The organism is Phragmitibacter flavus (genome assembly GCF_005780165.1).
GTDB lineage: Bacteria > Verrucomicrobiota > Verrucomicrobiia > Verrucomicrobiales > Verrucomicrobiaceae > Phragmitibacter > Phragmitibacter flavus.
The window spans coordinates 353,409-372,294 of record NZ_VAUV01000003.1 but is presented as its reverse complement, the minus strand read 5'-3'; the positions used below and the strand labels follow the sequence as shown (position 1 = coordinate 372,294).

Annotated in this window: 18 protein-coding genes and 1 tRNA gene; 16 read left to right on the top strand and 3 right to left on the bottom strand. The window is 56.5% G+C overall.

Annotation, left to right across the window (positions count from 1 at the left end; translation table 11 throughout):
- Positions 1-13 precede the first annotated feature (13 nt).
- From FEM03_RS05055 to FEM03_RS05020, 9 genes are all read left to right on the top strand, one after another.
- Complete coding sequence (locus FEM03_RS05055) at positions 14-502, top strand: DUF3302 domain-containing protein (protein WP_138085101.1); 489 nt, start codon at positions 14-16, stop codon at positions 500-502.
- Entirely contained in the window at positions 502-1,683 is a 1,182-nt protein-coding gene (locus FEM03_RS05050; RefSeq protein WP_138085100.1) for an HlyD family secretion protein, read from the top strand. The genes FEM03_RS05055 and FEM03_RS05050 overlap by 1 nt, the downstream gene beginning before the upstream one ends.
- A 20-nt stretch (positions 1,684-1,703) precedes the next feature.
- Entirely contained in the window at positions 1,704-3,194 is a 1,491-nt protein-coding gene (locus FEM03_RS05045; protein ID WP_138085099.1) for a TolC family protein, read from the top strand.
- Between the two features lie 50 nt (positions 3,195-3,244).
- Positions 3,245-3,415 (top strand): hypothetical protein, encoded by a 171-nt coding sequence (locus FEM03_RS24295; RefSeq protein ID WP_206170875.1) that lies wholly within the window; start codon positions 3,245-3,247, stop codon positions 3,413-3,415.
- Positions 3,416-3,574: 159 nt separating this feature from the next.
- Positions 3,575-3,850 (top strand): hypothetical protein, encoded by a 276-nt coding sequence (locus FEM03_RS05040; RefSeq protein ID WP_138085098.1) that lies wholly within the window; start codon positions 3,575-3,577, stop codon positions 3,848-3,850.
- 23 nt (positions 3,851-3,873) lie between these two features.
- Entirely contained in the window at positions 3,874-5,595 is a 1,722-nt protein-coding gene (locus FEM03_RS05035) for an adenylate/guanylate cyclase domain-containing protein (protein ID WP_138085097.1), read from the top strand.
- 12 nt (positions 5,596-5,607) lie between these two features.
- A complete protein-coding gene (locus FEM03_RS05030) occupies positions 5,608-5,808 on the top strand; it encodes a hypothetical protein (RefSeq protein ID WP_138085096.1) in 201 nt (66 codons plus the stop codon).
- 33 nt (positions 5,809-5,841) lie between these two features.
- The gene (locus FEM03_RS05025; protein ID WP_138085095.1) at positions 5,842-7,464 is read left to right on the top strand and encodes an esterase/lipase family protein; all 1,623 of its coding nucleotides are present in this window, start codon (positions 5,842-5,844) and stop codon (positions 7,462-7,464) included.
- 16 nt (positions 7,465-7,480) lie between these two features.
- Complete coding sequence (locus FEM03_RS05020) at positions 7,481-8,743, top strand: esterase/lipase family protein (protein ID WP_138085094.1); 1,263 nt, start codon at positions 7,481-7,483, stop codon at positions 8,741-8,743.
- A gap of 33 nt (positions 8,744-8,776) precedes the next feature.
- Here the strand turns inward: FEM03_RS05020 and FEM03_RS05015 are convergent.
- From FEM03_RS05015 to leuD, 3 genes are all read right to left on the bottom strand, one after another.
- Positions 8,777-8,851 (bottom strand) — tRNA-Val (locus tag FEM03_RS05015).
- An 85-nt stretch (positions 8,852-8,936) separates the two neighbouring features.
- On the bottom strand, positions 8,937-10,619 hold the full coding sequence (locus tag FEM03_RS05010) for a putative manganese-dependent inorganic diphosphatase (RefSeq protein ID WP_138085093.1): 1,683 nt from the start codon (positions 10,617-10,619) through the stop codon (positions 8,937-8,939).
- Between the two features lie 9 nt (positions 10,620-10,628).
- Complete coding sequence (leuD, locus tag FEM03_RS05005; protein WP_138085092.1) at positions 10,629-11,225, bottom strand: 3-isopropylmalate dehydratase small subunit; 597 nt, start codon at positions 11,223-11,225, stop codon at positions 10,629-10,631.
- 164 nt (positions 11,226-11,389) lie between these two features.
- Here leuD and FEM03_RS05000 point away from each other — a divergent pair, with 164 nt between their 5' ends.
- The 7 genes from FEM03_RS05000 to FEM03_RS04970 all read left to right on the top strand — a co-directional run bounded on the left by FEM03_RS05000 (position 11,390) and on the right by FEM03_RS04970 (position 18,860).
- Positions 11,390-12,268, top strand: a complete 879-nt coding sequence (locus FEM03_RS05000) for a MotA/TolQ/ExbB proton channel family protein (RefSeq protein ID WP_138085091.1) — start codon at positions 11,390-11,392, stop codon at positions 12,266-12,268.
- Between the two features lie 84 nt (positions 12,269-12,352).
- The gene (locus tag FEM03_RS04995; RefSeq protein ID WP_138085090.1) at positions 12,353-12,793 is read left to right on the top strand and encodes an ExbD/TolR family protein; all 441 of its coding nucleotides are present in this window, start codon (positions 12,353-12,355) and stop codon (positions 12,791-12,793) included.
- Between the two features lie 9 nt (positions 12,794-12,802).
- Positions 12,803-15,484 carry a tetratricopeptide repeat protein gene (locus tag FEM03_RS04990; RefSeq protein WP_138085089.1) on the top strand — a complete coding sequence of 894 codons (2,682 nt, stop codon included), beginning with the start codon at positions 12,803-12,805 and terminating at the stop codon, positions 15,482-15,484.
- A 46-nt stretch (positions 15,485-15,530) separates the two neighbouring features.
- Complete coding sequence (locus FEM03_RS04985; RefSeq protein WP_138085088.1) at positions 15,531-15,857, top strand: low molecular weight protein tyrosine phosphatase family protein; 327 nt, start codon at positions 15,531-15,533, stop codon at positions 15,855-15,857.
- A 195-nt stretch (positions 15,858-16,052) separates the two neighbouring features.
- Entirely contained in the window at positions 16,053-17,210 is a 1,158-nt protein-coding gene (locus tag FEM03_RS04980) for a lactonase family protein (protein WP_138085087.1), read from the top strand.
- A 27-nt stretch (positions 17,211-17,237) separates the two neighbouring features.
- Positions 17,238-17,939 carry a basic secretory protein-like protein gene (locus FEM03_RS04975; protein ID WP_138085086.1) on the top strand — a complete coding sequence of 234 codons (702 nt, stop codon included), beginning with the start codon at positions 17,238-17,240 and terminating at the stop codon, positions 17,937-17,939.
- 45 nt (positions 17,940-17,984) lie between these two features.
- Positions 17,985-18,860: a class I SAM-dependent methyltransferase gene (locus FEM03_RS04970; RefSeq protein ID WP_138085085.1), complete on the top strand. Its 876-nt coding sequence runs from the start codon at positions 17,985-17,987 to the stop codon at positions 18,858-18,860.
- Positions 18,861-18,886 lie beyond the last annotated feature (26 nt).

Below are 18,886 nucleotides of genomic sequence, written 5' to 3'. Positions count from 1 at the left end.
CCATTCAAACTCCATGAAGCCGTTTAACTTTATCCGTCGCCATTTTTTTGTCTTTAGTGCTGGCTTGCTAGCTTGCCCCGCTTCAGCGCACGCCTCATTGTTTAAAGGTGAAGCACTCGACAAAGTCGCCGAAGGCATGAGCTGGCTGGCACTCATCATTGCACCCATTGTGCTGATCGGAGTGTTCCTTATTCTGCACATCATGCCTGAAAAGATCGCGGAGAAAAAGAAACATCCGCAAACGCCAGCCATCCAATGCCTGTGCCTGCTGTCGCTGTTTTTCGGTGGACTGCTATGGCCCCTAGCCTGGCTTTGGGCCTACTCAAAACCCGTCCTGCATAAACTGGCTTACGGCACCGATGTCGATGAAAGCGTCGGCCATCATGGCAATAAAAAAGACGCACCTCTTGTGGCCAATGACGAGACCCAAAAACTTCGCGATCAGATCGCGACACTCGAAGCACAACTTGCCGCCAGCAACCTCAAAGGGAGGAAAGCATAATGGAAATCCTTTTACTACTCATCTATTCATTTTTCGTCTGGCTCATCTTCTTCAGGTTTAAGTGGCTGCCCTGGACTTTTGTTAGTCAGGTGATCGTGGTTACCCTGCCCGTGGTCGGGTTGATGATGACGATTCTTCTACTTAACATTTTCGCTCCTTCGTCCCATGATGTGCGGGTCATCAATTATGTGGTGCAGATCGTGCCGCGAGTCTCAGGTCGTGTGGTTGACGTGCCCATTGAGCCAGATCGTCCCATCAGCAAGGGTCAGGTGCTTTTCAAAATTGATCCCACGCCGTATGAGCAGCAAGCCAAGTCGCTTGAGGCAAAAACGGTGCGACTCAAAGGAGCCGTCGTGGTCGCAGAAGCGGCACAACGACAGTTGGAGCTTCAGCTTCAATCGGTCATAGCAAAGAAACAAGCCGTTGAAGCCAATGTAGAGCTCGCGCGCAAGCGCGAAAGCCAAACCAAGGAACTGGCGGATCGTGGTGCAGGATCGAAGTTTGACTGGGAAAAGGCCTTGTCGGATCTGAAAGCTCTGGAAGCGGAACTCGCCTCTGCGGTAGCCAGCGAATCACAAGTCGTCCAACAACTCGCCGCCAAGATGCCTGATGGTGAACTGGCGACCATTGCCCAGGCGCGTGCCGAGCTGGCAGCAGCAGAGGCGGATCTCGCCGAAGCAAAATGGAAAGTAGCCGAATGCACCGTATTTGCCCCCACCGACGGCACAGCGGTGAACCTTCAACTTCGCGAGGGTTCAACGGTCACCGCGTTCCCCACCATGCCGTCGCTCAGCTTTGTGGAGAACAAACAATGGGTGCTGATGCTCTTCAGCCAAAATGAGCTGCGCACCATCAAGTCCGGCAACGAAGCGGAAATCTCCCTCCACACGCATCCCAACCGCATTTTTAAATGCAAGGTGGATTCGATCATCTGGGCCTCCGGCACAGGTCAGTTGCCCATCTCAGGAACCATCCCCGGACAAATGACGCAACCCATGCCCGCTGGAAAATTTGCGGTTCGGCTTTTGCTTGATGGCAAGGACAAGGATGTTTTGCTTGCCGCAGGTGCCTCAGGTGCCGGTGCCGTGTTCACTGATTCGGGTGCCATGCTCCACATCATTCGCAAGGTCATGGTCCGTGTCGGCACCAAGCTGGATTGGCTGATTCTCAAACTTCACTAAGTCGAATCGAATCGTCTCCGATGATGAAAAACTCTTTCTTTTATGTCCTCGTGTCGTGTTCGGCACTTACTGGCTGCGCTTTAAAAACGCCGCCGGGATGGTCCGACATTCTGACGGATCGTGCCAAGGGAAAAATTCCCGATCAATGGACCGGAACGACCCAAAGCGGCCCCGTGGTGCCTAACTGGATTCGCGGTTTCGGCGATCCACGCCTTACCAAATTAGTTCAACAAGCGCTGGAGAGAAATCCCGATCTCGTGGCCGCCGCCGCAAAGGTCGAAGCTTCACAAGCCGCCGTGCGCATTGCCCGCGCAGCCCTCTATCCCCGTGTGGCCGGTGGTGCCATCGGTGAACGCCACGGACGCGAGCTAAGTGGAGACCTCGGACTCGGATTGGATGCGCCAAACCTTGGCGGTCTGGGCCGTGGAGTGGAAACCGCAGGAGCGGACACTCGCAGCATCGACAGTTCCTCGCAGCAATGGGTCTATGGTCTTGGAATTGGTGCCTCATGGGAGGCTGATGTGTGGGGCCGCGTGCGCAACAAACGTGCCGCCGCGAAAAGCGATAGCGAAGCCCTCGCTGCCGACTACGAATTTGCCCGGCAATCACTGGCAGCCCAAACCGCGCGCGCCTGGTTTTCCGCCATTGAAGCCTCTCAACAAGCCGCCAACGCTCGCGAAACGCTTTCCCTCTACGATGACTTCCTGAAGCTGTTCGAAGTTCGTAAAGAACAAGGAGTGGCCAGCGACTTCGAAATGGCCCAAGTCAATACTCGCGTGGCCGGAGCCAAGGATGTGCTGCATACCGCCGAAGGCGCAAGAGAGCAGGCCGTGCGGGCTATCGAGGTTCTTGTCGGCGAATATCCCGCAGGCAATCTCAAGACCAGCAGTCAGTTCCCATCCCTTCCGCGCAACGTCCCTGCTGGATTGCCTTCGCAATTGCTGGAGCGCCGTCCTGATGTGATCGCTGCGGAACGCCGTGTGGCAGCCGCGTTTCACCGCGCCAAGGAAGCCAAGGCAGCGCGCCTGCCACGCTTCGCTTTAACGGCAACCGGAGGCATCGGATCCGCCCAGCTTGATGGAGTGGGCGCACTGGATTCGTTCATGTGGACCCTAGGCTCCAGTGTCACCCAACCCATCTTCTTCGGCGGTGAACTCAAAGCGGTAGAGGACGTTCGCAAAGCCGAGCAGAGAGCAGCCATGGCAGCCTACACCGGCACGGCATTGCGGGCATTTGAGGATGTGGAAACGTCACTGACCAACGAACGCACCCTGCGCCTTCGCGAGGGTGTCCTTTCCGAAATGGTAACTGCTAGCGGTGAAACCGTGCGGCTCTCCCGCGACCAGTTCGATACCGGCAAGGCCGACATGTTCGTCGTGCTGCGTCTCTCCGGAGAGTCTCTGGCAGCTAAAATTCAGCTCGCCCAAATCCGCGCCTCGCGTTTGCGCGAACGGGTGAATCTTCACTTGGCCTTGGGCGGCGGATTCAGCGCTGAAAAGTCCGACAAGTAACTTCGACCCTACCATTCCATCAATCATCAGTTCAACCAACAAACATCAACATGAGCAAAGGGGAACGATTCCCCATGCTCGGTTCGCTTAACCCCAGTTTTGAGGCCATCAGCGCCTGCCATCTACTGGCCCGCAGTCGTGGGGAGCCCGATCCCATTTATGAAGCCGTCAAGAATTGCGACATCTTGAGCGAAGCCGCCCAAGTGTTTTTCCCGAGATGACCGTCGCACTGAAATCATCCAGCAGTTGAATCCTGTAACTCGAATGCCATGCCCACCATATCCAACTCCTATCACCAATGTGAATTGCTCAATCTCGGCTATGGCCCAAACCAGCGAGGACCGTTTCTGATTCGGCAGACAGGATCTCCCCCTGGAAGCATGACCTTAAAACAGGATCGTTTCCTTCTTCGCAAGGACGGCACATGGGTCATCAACCTGGCTGTGTTTGTCCTGTCTGAAGCGGAGAAGGAACAGTTCCTTTACAATGATGCTGCCGAGGCGGTCATGCTGTTGGATGGATTGTCGGGAGACCCGGTCATCGAAGCCGATCTCCCCTCCGGCAAAAGCATCGAAGAACTCACGGCGGCGGCGCAAACCACCATCACCGGATTGTGGGGCCGCATTCAAAATGCCAAGGCCTCCAAGGTCTCCTGATAGGTAGGCTGATTACGACAACCATGAAATCCAGCATCGCCGCAAAAATTTTCGGACTGGCCCTCGTGCTGGTCACGATCATGATGGCGCTGGTCACGTTCCTTCTCGTGCAGGCCTCTTCAATCACGCAAACTCTCCGTGATTTTAGGCAAACCTACCAACCCCTCCAGGATGCACTCGTCAATTTGAACGAAGCCGGACTGAGACAGCGCATCGCTTTCGAACGTTCGTTTGCCGCCCTATCAGCGGACGAGGGGAGGGACGCCGCACTCACGGAAGCCACGGTCGACTTCGAGAAGTTCACGGCTCAAATCGATGTCCATCTCGGCGAGACCAAAAGAATCCTCGACCTTGTCGGCATTGACAGCCGATTCATCCAATCCTTCGAGCGTATCCGCGCCCAGACCGAGGGCATTGCCACCGCCCATTCCATTGTCAACACCCGGCAGCAGGAGGTGCTCGAGATGGCTCGACGTGGAGAAGCAACCCAAGCCGAGCCCTTGTTGGTTTTGCTGGATGATATTCAAGTCGCGCTGCAAAACCGACGCGACGAGGTTCAGCAAGGGGTCCATGCCATCATTGATATGGCCGCCGCCCATGCTGCGGGACAACACAAACGCATGTTATGGTTGAGCATCGCTGCGACACTCGTTTCCGTTGCCCTGGGTCTGAGTCTCGCCGCGCTGATCACCTCGCGGCTGGTCCGCCCCGTGCGCTCGTTGGTCACCGGCATCGGACAGGTTCAGGGTGGCGATCTCACCGTGCAATTGGCCGTGCAATCGCGCGATGAAGTCGGAGCCGTCACTCAGGCATTTAATTATTTTGTCGGCGAGCTGCGCCTTAAAGAGGAGATGCGCAGCACCTTCGGAAAGTATGTCGATCCACGCATCCTTGCCCGCATCATCAGCAGTCCCGCCCTTAAAGATTCCGGAGCGGAACGGCAGGAGATGACCATCAGCTTTTCTGACTTGGTCGGGTTCACCGACATCGGCGAACACCTCACGGCCACCAACCTCGTCAATCTCATCAATCGACATTTCACCCTGCAGGCTGCCGCGATTCAAGGTCACGATGGAGTTATCGACAAATTCATTGGCGATGCCGTGATGGCCTTCTGGGGACCACCTTTCACGCAAGCAGCGGACTCAGCATTGCTGGCCTGTCGTGCAGCTCTCGATGAGATAAGTGCCATCGGGACACTTGCCAAGGAACTGCCGGACCTGACTGGTCTGCGGCGCAATCCACCGCGCGTGAACATCCGCATCGGCATCAGCACCGGCGAGGTCGTCGTTGGCAACATCGGCTCTGAAAACACACGCAGTTATACCGTGATGGGTGACGCCGTGAATGTCGCCTCGCGGCTCGAACATCTCAATCAACTCTATGGCACACGCATCCTGCTTTGCGAAACCACACGCGAAAGGGCAGGCGATGCGATCATGGTTCGCGAAATCGATGCCGTGGTAGTGAAAGGCAAAACGGAACCCACCCGCCTGTTTGAATTGCTCGGTCTCCCAGGCGAAGATGGTTCATCAGCGCTGCGTGAACTAGTCGAAAACTTTTCAACTGCACTGAGCGCATTCCGGCAGCGCGAGTGGACGTCAGCCGAAACCGCCTTTCAACACTGCCTCACCTTGCGCCCTGACGATGCGCCTTCTCAGCTCTTCCTGAAACGCATCGCAACCTTTCGCGAGAATCCACCCGCCGCCGATTGGGATGGCTCTTCGCACATGCTGACCAAATAATACACATCCATCATGAACATCCCAACACTCAAACTCACCATCGCGCTGATGACCCTAGTCCTTGGCTTCAGCTCCTGCGCAAGCAATGCCGAACTCGAAGACCGACTCGAGCGTCGCAATCAAAATCACTCCAATCTTCAAGAGCGACGTGAGATGCGCCTGGATGCTCGGCAGGAGCGAACCGATGCGTGGTTCGACCGGGTCATGCACTAAGCAAGCGAGCAAGCACGCGCAACCTAACTTTCCATGCTGAACGGACCTCTCATCCTTTTCGCCGGTGTTTGCCTAATTGGGCTCAGCGCCTGCAATATAGTCCCCAAAGAACGGACGACTTCAAGCTCCGTTGCCGCAGACGAATCATCAAGGTTCGTCCATGCGCTGACGCGCGCTGAGGCTGCGAGCACCAGTGATCTTTCGACCCCCGAACAACGACGTAACTATGCGGACGCCATCAATCAAGTCGTCGACCTGTGGCAAAAACGCGAGGGCCCCACTTCAGGCGACCGCACCATGATCGTCCAGGGAGGCGAACATGCCTATCGACTCTCTGCCTCCTGGCCGAAAAACCTGCGCTTTGACGAACTGGTTCCCGCTGCGCCGCTCAACAAACGCTACCTTCCCGAACCCCTGTTGCGCGATGGTGTCGGAGCCGCTTTCGTATCCCGCTGGCATTACTCGGACGAGCGAAAAAAGAGGGAACCCTTTCTATCTGACGGAGGTTACATGACCGCCGTGACCGTGATTCTCGACTTTCGCAACCGAGGCAACGCGACTCGCGAAGCCATCCTGCGCGTGCATGATCCGCGCACGGAAAAAACCACGACCATCGCTGGCCGCAATCATCCTCTGTATAGTGACTTTTCATCAGCAAGCGAATTGATCCATTCGTTATCAGAACAAAAGAATCTTGGCATGTCAGGTCTTGGAGCGCTTCGGAACAGCGAGAAATTTCTCGACAAACTGGGCCTCATTTCACTCGAACCTCTGTCCCGTGATCGCATTCCCGTCATCTGCGTGCATGGTCTCATGTCGCGACCCGTCACCTGGCTTCATGCGTTTAATGTTCTGGGAGCCGACCCCGAAATCGCCAAAAATTATCAAGTCTTTTTCTTTCGTTACCCAAGCGGCGTGCCGGTCATCTACAGTGCCGCCAAGTTCCGTGCTCAACTCACCCTGTTGCATGAGGAATTTACCCGCATTGGAAATCATCGGGCCGCGAACCACATGGTGCTCATCGGCCACAGCATGGGCGGTTTGGTCAGCAAAATGCAATTGGTGAGCAGCGGCGATCAATTATGGGTAAAGGTTTTTGGAGCACCACGCGACCAGTTAGGACTCACCCAAGAGGAATTGGACGACTTCCGACAATACCTCGAATTCAGCCCCAATCCCCATGTTGACCGTGTGATCTTCGTCTGCACTCCCCATCGCGGAAGCAGCATGGCCGATGGATTCGCCGGAGCTATTGGCCGACGTTTGATACGATTGCCCGGTCGCGTGCTTGGCAACACCTTTGATCTCCTTCAGGGCGATGTGCCACGCAGTGGCCTGATCAAACAATTGCTTGAGAAGGGACTTCCCAGCAGCATCGACAACCTTTCCTCCAAGTCGCGATTTGTCGTGGAATCCAATCGCATGCCCATCAAACCCGGTCTGCACATGCACTCGATCATCGGCAACAAGGACGGGCGGCCGCTCACCGATTTGAAGTGTTCCGACGGAGTCGTTCCCTACAACAGCGCCCATATCGAAGGCGTGGATTCAGAGTTCGTTGTTCGATCCGATCACGGCGCGCAGACGAATCCTGAAGCCATCGCAGAGATTCAACGCATCCTCTTGCTGCATAAAGATACCCTTCCCAACCGCTAGCCCCTTTCGGCCTTTCATGAATCTCAATTCTCTATATTCCGCCTGCACTCTTCCGCTCGTCGTAAGTCTGCTCAGTTCCTGTGGTCTAGTTGGTCTTCGTAAACAGGTCGAGACATTGGAAAAGAGAGGCGGGATCACCGTCCAAGTAACTCCCTTGCCACCAGGCGAAGCGGCAACCTATGCTCTTGTCTGGCGAATGGAGAATGGCATGCGCAAAGACTCCGCCGGATTTCAGCAGGTGGCCCCCAGCGGCATTGCCTCATTCAACCTGAACCTGACCGAGACTTACCGCGTTGGCGCATTTACCGATGAAAATGGCAACCGCGCCTACGATGCCGGCGAACCCCTCGGAATCGAGATGTCAGTAAGGCCCCTTTCACTTAGTGATCCAACCATCAAACCCAAAATATGGAAGCTTATCCTGACGCGCGATCATGGTCTGGCAGCAGGCACGGTGATTCAAATGCCTAAGGAAAATGCAGCCCTCGGAAGCAGGACTAATGTTTCAATCGGCGAAGTCGTTTCGCTCGATGAAAAACGTTTCGCCCGTGAATCTGGCAGCGGCAGCATGTGGCGTCCGCTGGATTTTCTAAGTGGCAACACCATCGGCATCTACTTCACCGAACCCTATGATCCCAAGCGCATTCCCGTCCTGCTCGTCTATGGCATGGGCGGCAGCCCACAAGATTTTCGTTATTTCATTGAGCACTTCGACCGGTCCAAATATCAGCTCTGGTTCTATCATTATCCAAGTGGGATGCGACTCGACCGCGTGTCCGGCCTGTTGTCGACCGGATTGCGTCTTCTTAAACAGCGCCACGGATTCGCCAAATGTTTTGTCGTCGCGCACAGCATGGGCGGCCTTGCTTCACGCGCCGCCATCAATGAAGCAGTCGCGGCAGAAGGAAAAAATTTCATTCCAAAATTCGTCACCATTTCCACCCCATGGGGAGGACACAAGGCCGCCGAGTCCGGCGTCCGCAATTTAAAAAAGCCCGTCCCATCCTGGCTTGATGTCCAACCGGGCAGCGACTTCCTGCTCAAACTCTATTCCACCCCATTACCCAAAGGCACCACGCATGATTTGATCTACGGTTCCATCAAAGACGGTCCCTTCTACTTACGAGGTGAGAACGACGGCGTGGTTACCGTCGAAAGCGAAACCGATCCCCGCATCAAACAAAGCTCGAGATCATCCATGCATCTCCCCCATCAGCATGTGGAAATTCTTAATCAGCCAGAGACGCTATCCATCGTTCAAAAGTGGCTTGCTGATTGAACCCGCCCAGTTGCCAGCTATTCAAAAATAAACTGGTGCGCGATGCAGGGTTCGAACCTGCGACCCCTACCATGTCAAGGTAATGCTCTACCACTGAGCTAATCGCGCGTTCCGCCAAATTAAATTGAGCGGGATGGCATTTACACTTCAACCAGGAAGTTCGCAAATCATTTTTGCGGGTTGCTGCAACTCGCTACGCGGTCAAACGACCCACGAGGCGGCATACGTAGGGCAAAAGCTGCTTTTTGCGGCTGACCACGCCGTTGAGCTCAAACAGATGACGCTTGATGCGGGGGTATTCCACGGCGGCTTCGACGCGTTCATCACCCACAACGAGAAGGACGCTGTTGTGCCGGGCGATGTCAGTCACCAAAAGACCGGCGAAATGCAGACCCTGGGCTGCGACCAGTTTTTTCAGCGCCTCAAGCAGCTCGGTTTCGTTCTTCCAGAATTCATCCAGTCCCAGTTCCTCGATCTGCGACAAACTAAAACGCCAGCCACTTTCCTCGAAGGTTTTGCGGTCGGATTCAATCGCCACTTCAGGCGCGTTGTCTTTCAACATGGAGCCCGCAGAGAAAAACCCGGCGGCAAAGTCATCCACGATGATACCCCCCAGTTCGGCGAGCCAGGGCAAAATTTCCCGGTCGGTGTTCGTCGTGGTGGGGGATGTCAGCTTCAGCGTATCCGCGATCAAACCGGCGCTGAGACATATCGCGGTGCTTTTGTCGGGGACCAGTCCGCGCAGGCGATACATCATCGCCACCAAGGTGCTGGTGCTGCCCACCGGCTCGTTGATGAAGCGCACCGGCTCCCGGGTGCGCAGGTCACCACTCAGGCGATGGTGATCCAGCACTTCAAGAATCTCGGCTTCATCAGCGCCGGTGACGGCTTGGGAAAACTCGTTGTGATCCACCAAGGCGAGCTTGGTGCGCGGCACGTCCACGAGGTCGGATTTGGAAATGACTCCAATCAATTTCTGCCCGTCATCATCCACCACGGCGAACAATGGCTGGTTGGAATCATGCACGGCGGCCATCACCTCTTTCAACGGCGTCTTGGCCTTGAATCGGATGCAATCGGCGATCAGCGCATCGGAAATGGGTCGCGAAAAACGCACGATCTGCGCCGCACTCGCCGTGTCATACGGCGTGAGGATGATGGGAACGCCTTTCTCGCGGGCGAGGGCGGTGGTCTCGTCGTCCACCTCAAAGCCACCGGTGACAATCAAACAACGCGCTCCTGAGCACAGGGCCATGCGCTGCACATCGGGACGATCGCCCACCAGCATGATCACGGAGGATTTCGGAAAACGCCTCATGCGCGCTTCCGCCGTTGCCAGACTCGATCCGGCGACGGTTAAAATGTAATCCTCCGCGTGGGTGGTGGGTGGTCGACCATTGGGGAAACTGCCGTTCAACTCCGCCAGCATGTTCGCCTCGCTGCTGCGCACGTGTCGATTGGCGTCATGATCAGTCGAAGTGGCCGGCAGGAACAGCTGCACCAGTTCCTGAAGCGACGGCATGCCGATGATGTGCCCGTCCTCATCCACCACGGGAAGACTGCGAAATCCGTGCTCCACCATCTTGCGGTAGACCGACAAAAAAGTCTCCTCGCGCCGCACAGTGATGGGTTCGCGTCGGCAAACCGTTCCGGCAGTCGGCCTTACATCCATGACCAAACGTGGCGACTCCACATTCGCCTGCGCCAACACCCAGGAGGTGCGTGCGTTCAACTCCCCGCAACGCGCTGATCGGGCATCGACCTCGGGATGCGAAGCCTTCAAAAAGGCGGCGTAGCCAATCGCCGCACAAATCGCATCCGTGTCAGGATTGCGGTGTCCGATGACAAAAATGGTGTCTTGATTGGGAAGATCCACGCAGGAAAATTACGCCAGCTCCAGCGATTTCAGCGTGCGCGTCACCGCCGCCCGGTTCTCCAAAAGTTCTGCAATCGGATCCCACTGACCGCTGCTCAGCGCATCCCGCGCCGTGTCCGGAAGCACCACGGTGAAATCCTGATCTTCGAAATACACGCGGCCTGCGTTGATATCCACGGTGATCTCGAGCTTGGGATTGCGCTCAATTTCCGCTGCGAGCACCTGGATGTCCTGGGCGGTGGCCACGGCGCAGGGGATGCCGAGGGTGGTGCAGTTGCCGAAGAAGATCTCGGCAAAACTCTCCGCGATCACTGCACGAATACCGAAGCGATACAAGGCTTGGGGAGCATGCTCACGGGAGCTGCCGCAGCCGAAGTTGGCACCGGAGAGGAGAATGTTCGCGCCTTTGAAGCGGTCGTCGTTCAATGGATGAGGTTTGTCGGTGCCGTCGGGATTCTTGCGGACGTCGTAAAAAGCGTATTCGCCCAGACCGTCAAAGGTCACACATTTCATGAAACGGGCAGGGATGATGCGGTCGGTGTCGATATCAGTTCCGGGAACGTAAACGCCGGTGCCGCCGACTTGGGTGATCTTGGTGAGTGCCATGATGGTAAGGTAAGGGCCAGCATTAAAGCACAGATCGCAGCCAGGGCAAATTCATGATGCAAATCGTTGCGTCTCTCTCGATCACGGCGCTGCCCGTGTGCGAAGGCGTGGGAAGTGATGGTAAAGGTTTGCAAAAAGTCGCGTCGCCCCTACTTTCCCTACCGATGCGTTCCCTTTCCCTCCTTATTTTGGGTGTTCTACTCGTTCTTGGTCTGCCGCAGCCCCATCTGCACGCACAAGCGGAAGTGCCCGTTCCCACCCCGGCACCAGCCGCTGGCGCAACGCCGAGCATGAGCGCCGCCCCTGCGGTCGCAGCCGCCGCTACCAATCCAGCTGCCACGGAGGAACTCACCGGCATCGCGGGCATCAAACACAAGATGGGTTATCTCTTCTACCCGCTGCTCGCCCTTTCGCTCATTGCCGCCATGCTGATGCTGTTCATCGCCTTCACCGTGCGGCAAAACACCGTGGTCAGCGACGGATTCATGAATTCCGCCGATGCCCTCATCCGCAAACAGGACTACCTCGGACTGCTCTCCGTCTGCAACCGCCGCAATGAATGCGTCGCAAAAGTCACCGCCAAGGCGCTCGATTTCGCCACCAAAACCCCCACCGCCAGCTTCGACGAGGTGCGCGAAGTCACCGAAGCCGAAGGCAGCCGCCAGTCAAGTCTCATCCTGCAACGCGTCTCCTACCTGGGCGACATCGGTGCCATCGCTCCCATGATGGGCCTGCTCGGCACCGTGTTCGGCCTCATCACCTCCTTCAACCAGATCTCCCAGACCCAGTTCGCCGGCAGCCAGGCCGCAGGCGTTGCCGCCGGGGTTTATGAAGCGCTTTACTGCACCGCCGTCGGACTCATCATCGGCATCCCCGCGCTCGTCGTTTATTCCATGTATCGTGGCAAGGCCCAGCGTCTGATTTCCGAGCTCGAAGCTGCCTCCACCCACCTCATGGCGCTGCTTTCCACCCAATACAAACGCGCCGCCCGCGCCGCCGCCACCCGCGGACCCGCCCAGATCCCGCACGAACAGGCGATGTAATGAACCGATTGAATTAAACCCTGGCACGCTCCGTCTAGTTTCACCCCCACTGTTTCGTTTCCTGGTTTCGCCTTCGTTTTCCCCATGAGATTCCGCAACGTCCGGCACATCGAGCCCATCCCGCTCCAGCTTGCACCGATGATCGACGTGCTGCTGCTGTTGCTGCTGTTCTTCATCATCACCCTCGACATGGGACGCCGTGAAACCGAGCTCACCATCATGGTCCCCGCCGCTGATGAAGGCAAAGACAACGAAAACCGCCAACTGGGCGAAATTGTCGTCAATGTCCGCGAAGACGGGTCCATCGTCGTCGAAGGCGAGACCATCACACTCGAGCAATTGCTCAACAAATTCCAAATCATCGCCAGCGTCCACAAAGACCAGGCAGTGATCCTTCGTCTCGACGAAAAAAGCACCAACAACCACACCATCGACATCCTCAATGCCTGCCATAAAGCGGGCATCTGGAACGTATCCTTCGCGACGCGCCCGCCCGAACCGGATGCCGCGCCGCCCTCTTCCTGACCTGAAATCATGAATCCCCTCTTGATCAAGCGCCAGCCCCGCACGCTGTTTCTCCGACTCCTTCTCTGCCCGATGTTTCTGGCAGGAGCCCTGGCAGTCGCCCAGAATAATGTCCCTCGCGCCGTTCCGGTCGACGAAGCACCACCCCGCGCCCTGCCCGTTACCGACGGTTCCATGCCTGCGCCCGCACCCTCGCGTGCCCAAGCGGTGGAAGACCCGCGTCCTGCGGCGCCTCCCGTATCGAACCGGCCCAGCGGACCTGACGAAGACCTCTACGAATACGCCACCCTTTGCTTTACCCAGGGCGACCACAACATTGCGATCAAACCGCTTAGCGATTATGTGCGTCTCTATCCCCAGGGTCGGCATGCTGCAGAAGCCTGGTTCCGACTTGGCGAATGCCATCACGAAACCGGCGACCGCGCCCAAGCCAAGCGCGCCTACAACCAGGTCCTTACCTCCCACTCGAAATCGGAAAGTGCCGGCTCCGCCGCCTACCGCCTCGGCGCCTATGCCTATGCCGACAAAAACTTCCTCGAAGCCGCCGCCCAGTTCTCCACCTGCGCCCGCCTCACCACCAACCCTGCCATCAAACTTCCCGCCCTTTACAACAGCGCCATCGCCTACGAACAGGGGGGAGACGCCAAACGCGCCACCGCTGCTTATGAGCAGGTTGCGGCGGTCAAACCCCCCAACAAATACCGCGAGACCGCCCTCGGTAAAATGGCCACGGCTTATCTCGATCAAGGCCGAAATCAAGAGGCCCTCACCGCGTTCAACGACCTCATCGACATCACCAAAGACGAAGAAATCCTCGGCGATGCCCTGCTCCGCTCGGGATTGATTCTCAACGAACTCGGCAAAACCGATGAAGCGGTCAAAAACTTTAAACGTGTGCTCAGCAACACCACCGTTCCGCGTGAACAACGCGGCATGGCGCTCTTCGGCATCATCCAGTCTGCCTATTTAAAGAAGGACTACCAGACCGTCATCAGCACCTACACTTCCAACGCCACCACCTTACCTCCCGGCGACATCCATGCCAAGATGCTCCTGCTGGTTGGCAACGCCCAAAAGCAGCTTCAGAGTTACCGGCAGGCCATCGAGACCTATCTGCTCCTCGAGAAAAACCACCCCGATTCGCCAGAAGCGATTGATGCCGGTTATCAAAAACTGCTCTCCTTCTACCAGCTCGGCAACGAGAACATCCCCGAGTTTGCACTCGCCTTTGAAGAGCTTTACAGAACCAGCCATCCCGACCACGAATACCTCACCATGTCGCGCATCATCCGCGCTGACTGGTGGTTTGGCAAAGGCGACTACCTCAAAGCCTCCGAAGCTTTCACCGGTATCAATATTACCCAGGTGCCCGAAAAAGTGCTTCCCAGTATCCTCTACAAAAAGGGTTTCACCGAAGTCGAAGCTGGCAAAAATAACGAAGCCATCACCACCCTCACCAACTTCCTGGAAAAATACCCCCAGGACGCCAACGTCCCGGCCGCCCTCGCCCAGCGCGGCATTGCGCAGAAGAATGTCCGCGCTTTTGACAAGGCCCTGACCGACTTCACCCTTATCATCAAAAATCATGGAGGCCACCCCGCCCTGGAAATGGCGCTCTATCAAAGCGGCTTCATCAAAAGCGAAACCCGCGACGTCGCCGGAATGATTGCCGATTACGAATTGCTGTTGCAGAAATTCCCCAAAACCGCCGCCGCCGCCGAAGCCTCCTTCAACATCGGCAAAGGTTATTTCAGCCTCAATGACAAGGAATCATTTGGCAAGGCCCTCGATCCATTGCGCAAATCCATCGAGCTGAATCGCGAGGGGTATCTCGACAAATCCAGCCAGCTTCTCATCAACTGCCAGTGGCTTCGTGAGGACGTCGATGGCATGGCCAAAGAAGTCGACACCTATCTCGACGCCCGCAAAGGTGCCCGCATCAATCCCCAAGGCCTCACCTTCCTGGGCGTGAACTATTTTAATCGCGGCAACTACGAGGCCAGCAACCGCTATCTTAGCCTCGCCAGCACGCCCGACCAGCCCGAGGCCACCGAAGCCCCCGTGTGGAATTACCTCGGCATGGCGCGCATTGAAACCGGCCATTATACCGGAGCCATTATCGCCTTCGACCACTACCTCAGCAAGACTCCCACTGGCCAGGGACACGTGCTCGGACTTTACGGCAAAGCCAAGGGCCAGCTCGGTGCCGCGCTTTTTGACGAAGCCCAGAAAAGCATCAATGACGCCCTCACCCTGATCAAAACCGGCAAGCTGAAAGGGCAGTTGCAGATTCTTGATGGCGACGTTTTCAGCGCCCGCGGCGACACCTTTGCAGGCAAGGGCTCCATGGATGCCGCCAAACAACAATGGGCCAAAGCGCTCGCCCAATACGTGGTGGTGAGCCAGTTTTTTGTCGATCCTGAAATCACCCCGGAAGCCGCCTGGAAAGCTGCCGAGATGTTCGAAAAAACGGACGATGTGAAACAGGCCACTGCGATGCGCAGCCTGGTGAAATCCAAATACCCGGCCTTCACCCCCAAGGTGCCGGCCCCGGCCAAGGCCATGCCACCTCCCCCTGTGCAGGAAGAGCCCCCGGCTCCGGATCCCCCAGCAGCAGAGATTGCTCCCGCCGAACCCGTTCCGGCTCCTGAAAGCACCAGCAGCAATACCGCTACCGCCGACAGCATCTAGTTTTGGAATGGGCGATTGCGTGAATGAAAAGCTGGGTAGCGATGGGATGAACAAGCGCATCCTTTTCCTTTGTTCCCAAAACAAACTGCGCAGCCCGACCGCCGAGACGATTTTCAGAGGTCATCAGGGCATCGAAGTCGATTCGGCAGGACTCAACAACGACGCCGAAGTCCCTCTTTCCCATGAACAAATTGAGTGGGCAGATCTGATCGTGGTGATGGAAAAAACCCATCGCGAACGTCTCAATCGAAAGTTCCAACATGCCTTGGGCGGCAAGCGCATCGTCGTATTGAACATTCCCGACAATTACGAATACATGGATCCCGCGCTGATCGACTTGTTGAAAATGCGCTGTGCTCCGTATCTGCCCTAGTCAGTATTTGGAGTGCGCTGCTCCGCAGCGCTTTGGTTCGGCAGGGCGCGTTGACTGGCTGATGGCGGTGCTTTCCTCCCACTGCGCTCGACCACATCCAAAGCGGCGCAAAGCACCGCATTCCAAAAGAGGCCGTCCTCCGAGAATGCCAATTTCGTGCTTGCCAGACCACTTGTTGCGGTTGTTGGTGAAGTGATGAAACGCCGAATCTTCTTCACTGTTGTCGCGCTGGTAGCCACGTTGTCCGTCTCATGGACTCAGACTTCCGAAGCACATGATCAACTGGTCTATGTAGGCACCTACACGGGCGGAAAGAGCCCCAGCAAGGGCATTTATGTTTACGGACTGGATTCCACCTCCGGCAAACTGACGCCGATGGGCGTGGCGGCGGAGGCCAACAAACCGAGTTTCCTCGCGTTGCACCCTTCCAAAAAGTTTCTTTATGCAGTGGCCGAAGGGGATGGCAAACAGGGAGGATTGTCGAGCTATTCCATCGACCCAAGTTCAGGGAAGCTGACGCTGCTCAATCAGCAATCGTCACAGGGTTCGGGTCCGTGTCATGTGAGTGTGGACGCGACAGGCAAGGTGCTTTTTGTGGCCAATTACGGCAGCGGCCATGTGGCCTCGCTGGCTATCAAGGAAGACGGGTCGATTGGCGATGCCATCACCGCCATTCAACAAGGTCCTCCCTCGAATGTGAACGCCAAAGGTCGTCAAAAGGGACCACACGCGCATTCGTTTTATCCTTCGCCAGATAACCGTTATGCCTTGTCCTGCGATCTCGGCTGTGACCGGGTGTTTGTCTATCAACTCGATCCTGCAACAGGTGCGTTGACGGCCAATGAAGCCGGATCGGCCAACGTGCCTCCTGGTGGCGGCCCACGTCATTTTGCCTTTCATCCAAACGGAAAATTTGGCTACGCCTGCAATGAATTGACCATGGCTGTGACCTCCTTTTCCTACGATGCCGATGCAGGTGCATTGAAGGCTCTGGAGACGATCTCCACCCTGCCGGAAGGAACGGCTATCGAAGGATTCTCAACTGCGGAAACGGTGGCGCATCCAAGTGGCAAGTTTGTGTATGTCTCCAATCGCGGCCACAACAGTCTGGCCACGTTCACGGTGGATGAGGTGACGGGCAAGCTGACCTTTGTCGAAGCCGCTCCGAGTGTGGTGGCGATCCCGCGCAACTTCAACGTTGACCCGTCGGGCAAGTGGCTTATCGCGGCCGGTCAGCAATCGAATGACATTGTGGTGTTTGCGATTGATCAGACCACTGGCAAACTGACTCCGACCGGCGAGCGTCATGAGGTTGGAGCTCCGGTCTGCATCAAGTTTCTTTCCTTGAAGTAATTTGCCGTTTTCTGTCATTCTATACGGATGAAACAACGATGCCCTGTGGTGCTGATCTTGTTGGTCTTGGTTGGCAGCTTTGCAGCGGCTAAAGCCAAGCCAGTGATCGTGGTTCCAGCCTTGCTGGAGCCGCTTTCCAGCAAGGAATTGGTGGTTCATGTCGATTGTTCCCAAGCACCTGAATGCGAAGCCTGGGGTCAACAAGCGAAGGCCATGGTGGAGCTTTGGTTTCCCATCATCGCGACCTATCTGGACACACCGGGCTGGAGACCGCCGCCGGAAATTTTGCTGATATTCCTTGAGATGAAAGGCGTCGCTCATGCCAGTGGCCATACGATCCACATCTCGCGCGATTGGATCAAAAAACAGCCACAGGATATCGGCATGGTGCTGCACGAAATGGTGCATGTGATTCAGGGTTATCCACCGCAAAAGGAACACTGGTGGCTGGTGGAGGGGATTGCCGATTACATCCGCTTTTGGAAAGCCGAACCTGGCGGACAACCAAAGATCAATCGCGGCACCGATCATTATCGCAAAGGTTACCGGGTAACGGGAGCGTTTTTGGCCTGGATTGAGACAACTCATGCACCGTTGATTGTTCAAGAGGCCAATCTGGCGTTGCGGCGCGGCACCTATTCGGATGCGTTGTTCAAAAAAAAGACCGGCATGGATCTCGATGCGCTGTGGACGGGTTTTCTGACGAGTCTTGAGGGCGCAAACAAATAATCCCTTGCACGTCAGCTGGAGCGCTGTTTTTAGAGAGGAATCCACGTGACTTCCAATAACGATTACGAATTGCTCGACAGCGGTGGGTTCCAGAAGCTGGAGCGCTTTGGAACCTGTGTGCTGGCCAGACCCTGTGCGCAGGCCGTGTGGCGCAAGCAGCTTCCCGAATCCCGCTGGCGTGAGGCGACGGCGATGTTTCATCGCGAAGGTGGCAATCAATGGAAGGGACGCGAAAAACTCCCCGCCACCTGGGTGATTGAGGTCGATGGCATCAAGTTTCAATTGAGTTCCACCGACTTTGGTCACCTCGGTATCTTTGCGGAGCAACGCGATCAGTGGAAACGCATCCGCACGTTGTGCGAAGCTTATCGAAAAAAACATGGACGCGCGGCGCGGGTGATCAATCTGTTTGCGTATTCCGGTGGCAGCACGCTGGCACCGGCATTGGCGGGGGCGGAGGTCTGCCATGTGGATGCGTCGAAGGGCATGGTCGAATGGGCTCGCAAAAATGCGGCGCTGAATGGTCTGGATGACCGCCCGGTGCGCTGGATCGTGGATGACGTGAACAAGTTTTTGGAGCGGGAGATCCGTCGTGAACGGGCTTATGATTTGGTGATCCTCGATCCGCCAAGTTACGGTCGCGGGGCGAAGGGAGAGGTGTTCAAGATCGAGAACGATCTGCCGGTGTTGCTCAATACCATCGGGCGTTTGATGTCGGATCAGCCGCTGGGCGTATTGATGTCCTGCCACACGCCCGAACTCACGCCGATCAGCCTGCATCATTTGATGAAGCAGGAGTTCAATCGCGGCGCGGATGAATTTGAAATGGGCGAGATGCAGTTGCGCGGCGCGGAGGGGGTTTTGCCGGTGCCGAGTGGCAGTTATTGCTGGTGGCTGGCGCGGGAAAAGAAGGAAGGGTGAATCCAGGTTGAAAGCGGTGCGGTTGT

Excerpts from the sequence above, each read along its gene's own strand:
- FEM03_RS05055 (WP_138085101.1), top strand. The coding sequence starts at position 14 with ATGAAGCCGTTTAACTTTATCCGTCGCCATTTTTTTGTCTTTAGTGCT.
- FEM03_RS05050 (WP_138085100.1), top strand. The coding sequence starts at position 502 with ATGGAAATCCTTTTACTACTCATCTATTCATTTTTCGTCTGGCTCATC.
- FEM03_RS05045 (WP_138085099.1), top strand. The coding sequence starts at position 1,704 with ATGATGAAAAACTCTTTCTTTTATGTCCTCGTGTCGTGTTCGGCACTT.
- FEM03_RS24295 (WP_206170875.1), top strand. The coding sequence starts at position 3,245 with ATGAGCAAAGGGGAACGATTCCCCATGCTCGGTTCGCTTAACCCCAGT.
- FEM03_RS05040 (WP_138085098.1), top strand. The coding sequence starts at position 3,575 with ATGACCTTAAAACAGGATCGTTTCCTTCTTCGCAAGGACGGCACATGG.
- FEM03_RS05035 (WP_138085097.1), top strand. The coding sequence starts at position 3,874 with ATGAAATCCAGCATCGCCGCAAAAATTTTCGGACTGGCCCTCGTGCTG.
- FEM03_RS05030 (WP_138085096.1), top strand. The coding sequence starts at position 5,608 with ATGAACATCCCAACACTCAAACTCACCATCGCGCTGATGACCCTAGTC.
- FEM03_RS05025 (WP_138085095.1), top strand. The coding sequence starts at position 5,842 with ATGCTGAACGGACCTCTCATCCTTTTCGCCGGTGTTTGCCTAATTGGG.
- FEM03_RS05020 (WP_138085094.1), top strand. The coding sequence starts at position 7,481 with ATGAATCTCAATTCTCTATATTCCGCCTGCACTCTTCCGCTCGTCGTA.
- leuD (WP_138085092.1), bottom strand. The coding sequence starts at position 11,225 with ATGGCACTCACCAAGATCACCCAAGTCGGCGGCACCGGCGTTTACGTT.
- FEM03_RS05000 (WP_138085091.1), top strand. The coding sequence starts at position 11,390 with ATGCGTTCCCTTTCCCTCCTTATTTTGGGTGTTCTACTCGTTCTTGGT.
- FEM03_RS04995 (WP_138085090.1), top strand. The coding sequence starts at position 12,353 with ATGAGATTCCGCAACGTCCGGCACATCGAGCCCATCCCGCTCCAGCTT.
- FEM03_RS04990 (WP_138085089.1), top strand. The coding sequence starts at position 12,803 with ATGAATCCCCTCTTGATCAAGCGCCAGCCCCGCACGCTGTTTCTCCGA.
- FEM03_RS04985 (WP_138085088.1), top strand. The coding sequence starts at position 15,531 with ATGAACAAGCGCATCCTTTTCCTTTGTTCCCAAAACAAACTGCGCAGC.
- FEM03_RS04980 (WP_138085087.1), top strand. The coding sequence starts at position 16,053 with ATGAAACGCCGAATCTTCTTCACTGTTGTCGCGCTGGTAGCCACGTTG.
- FEM03_RS04975 (WP_138085086.1), top strand. The coding sequence starts at position 17,238 with ATGAAACAACGATGCCCTGTGGTGCTGATCTTGTTGGTCTTGGTTGGC.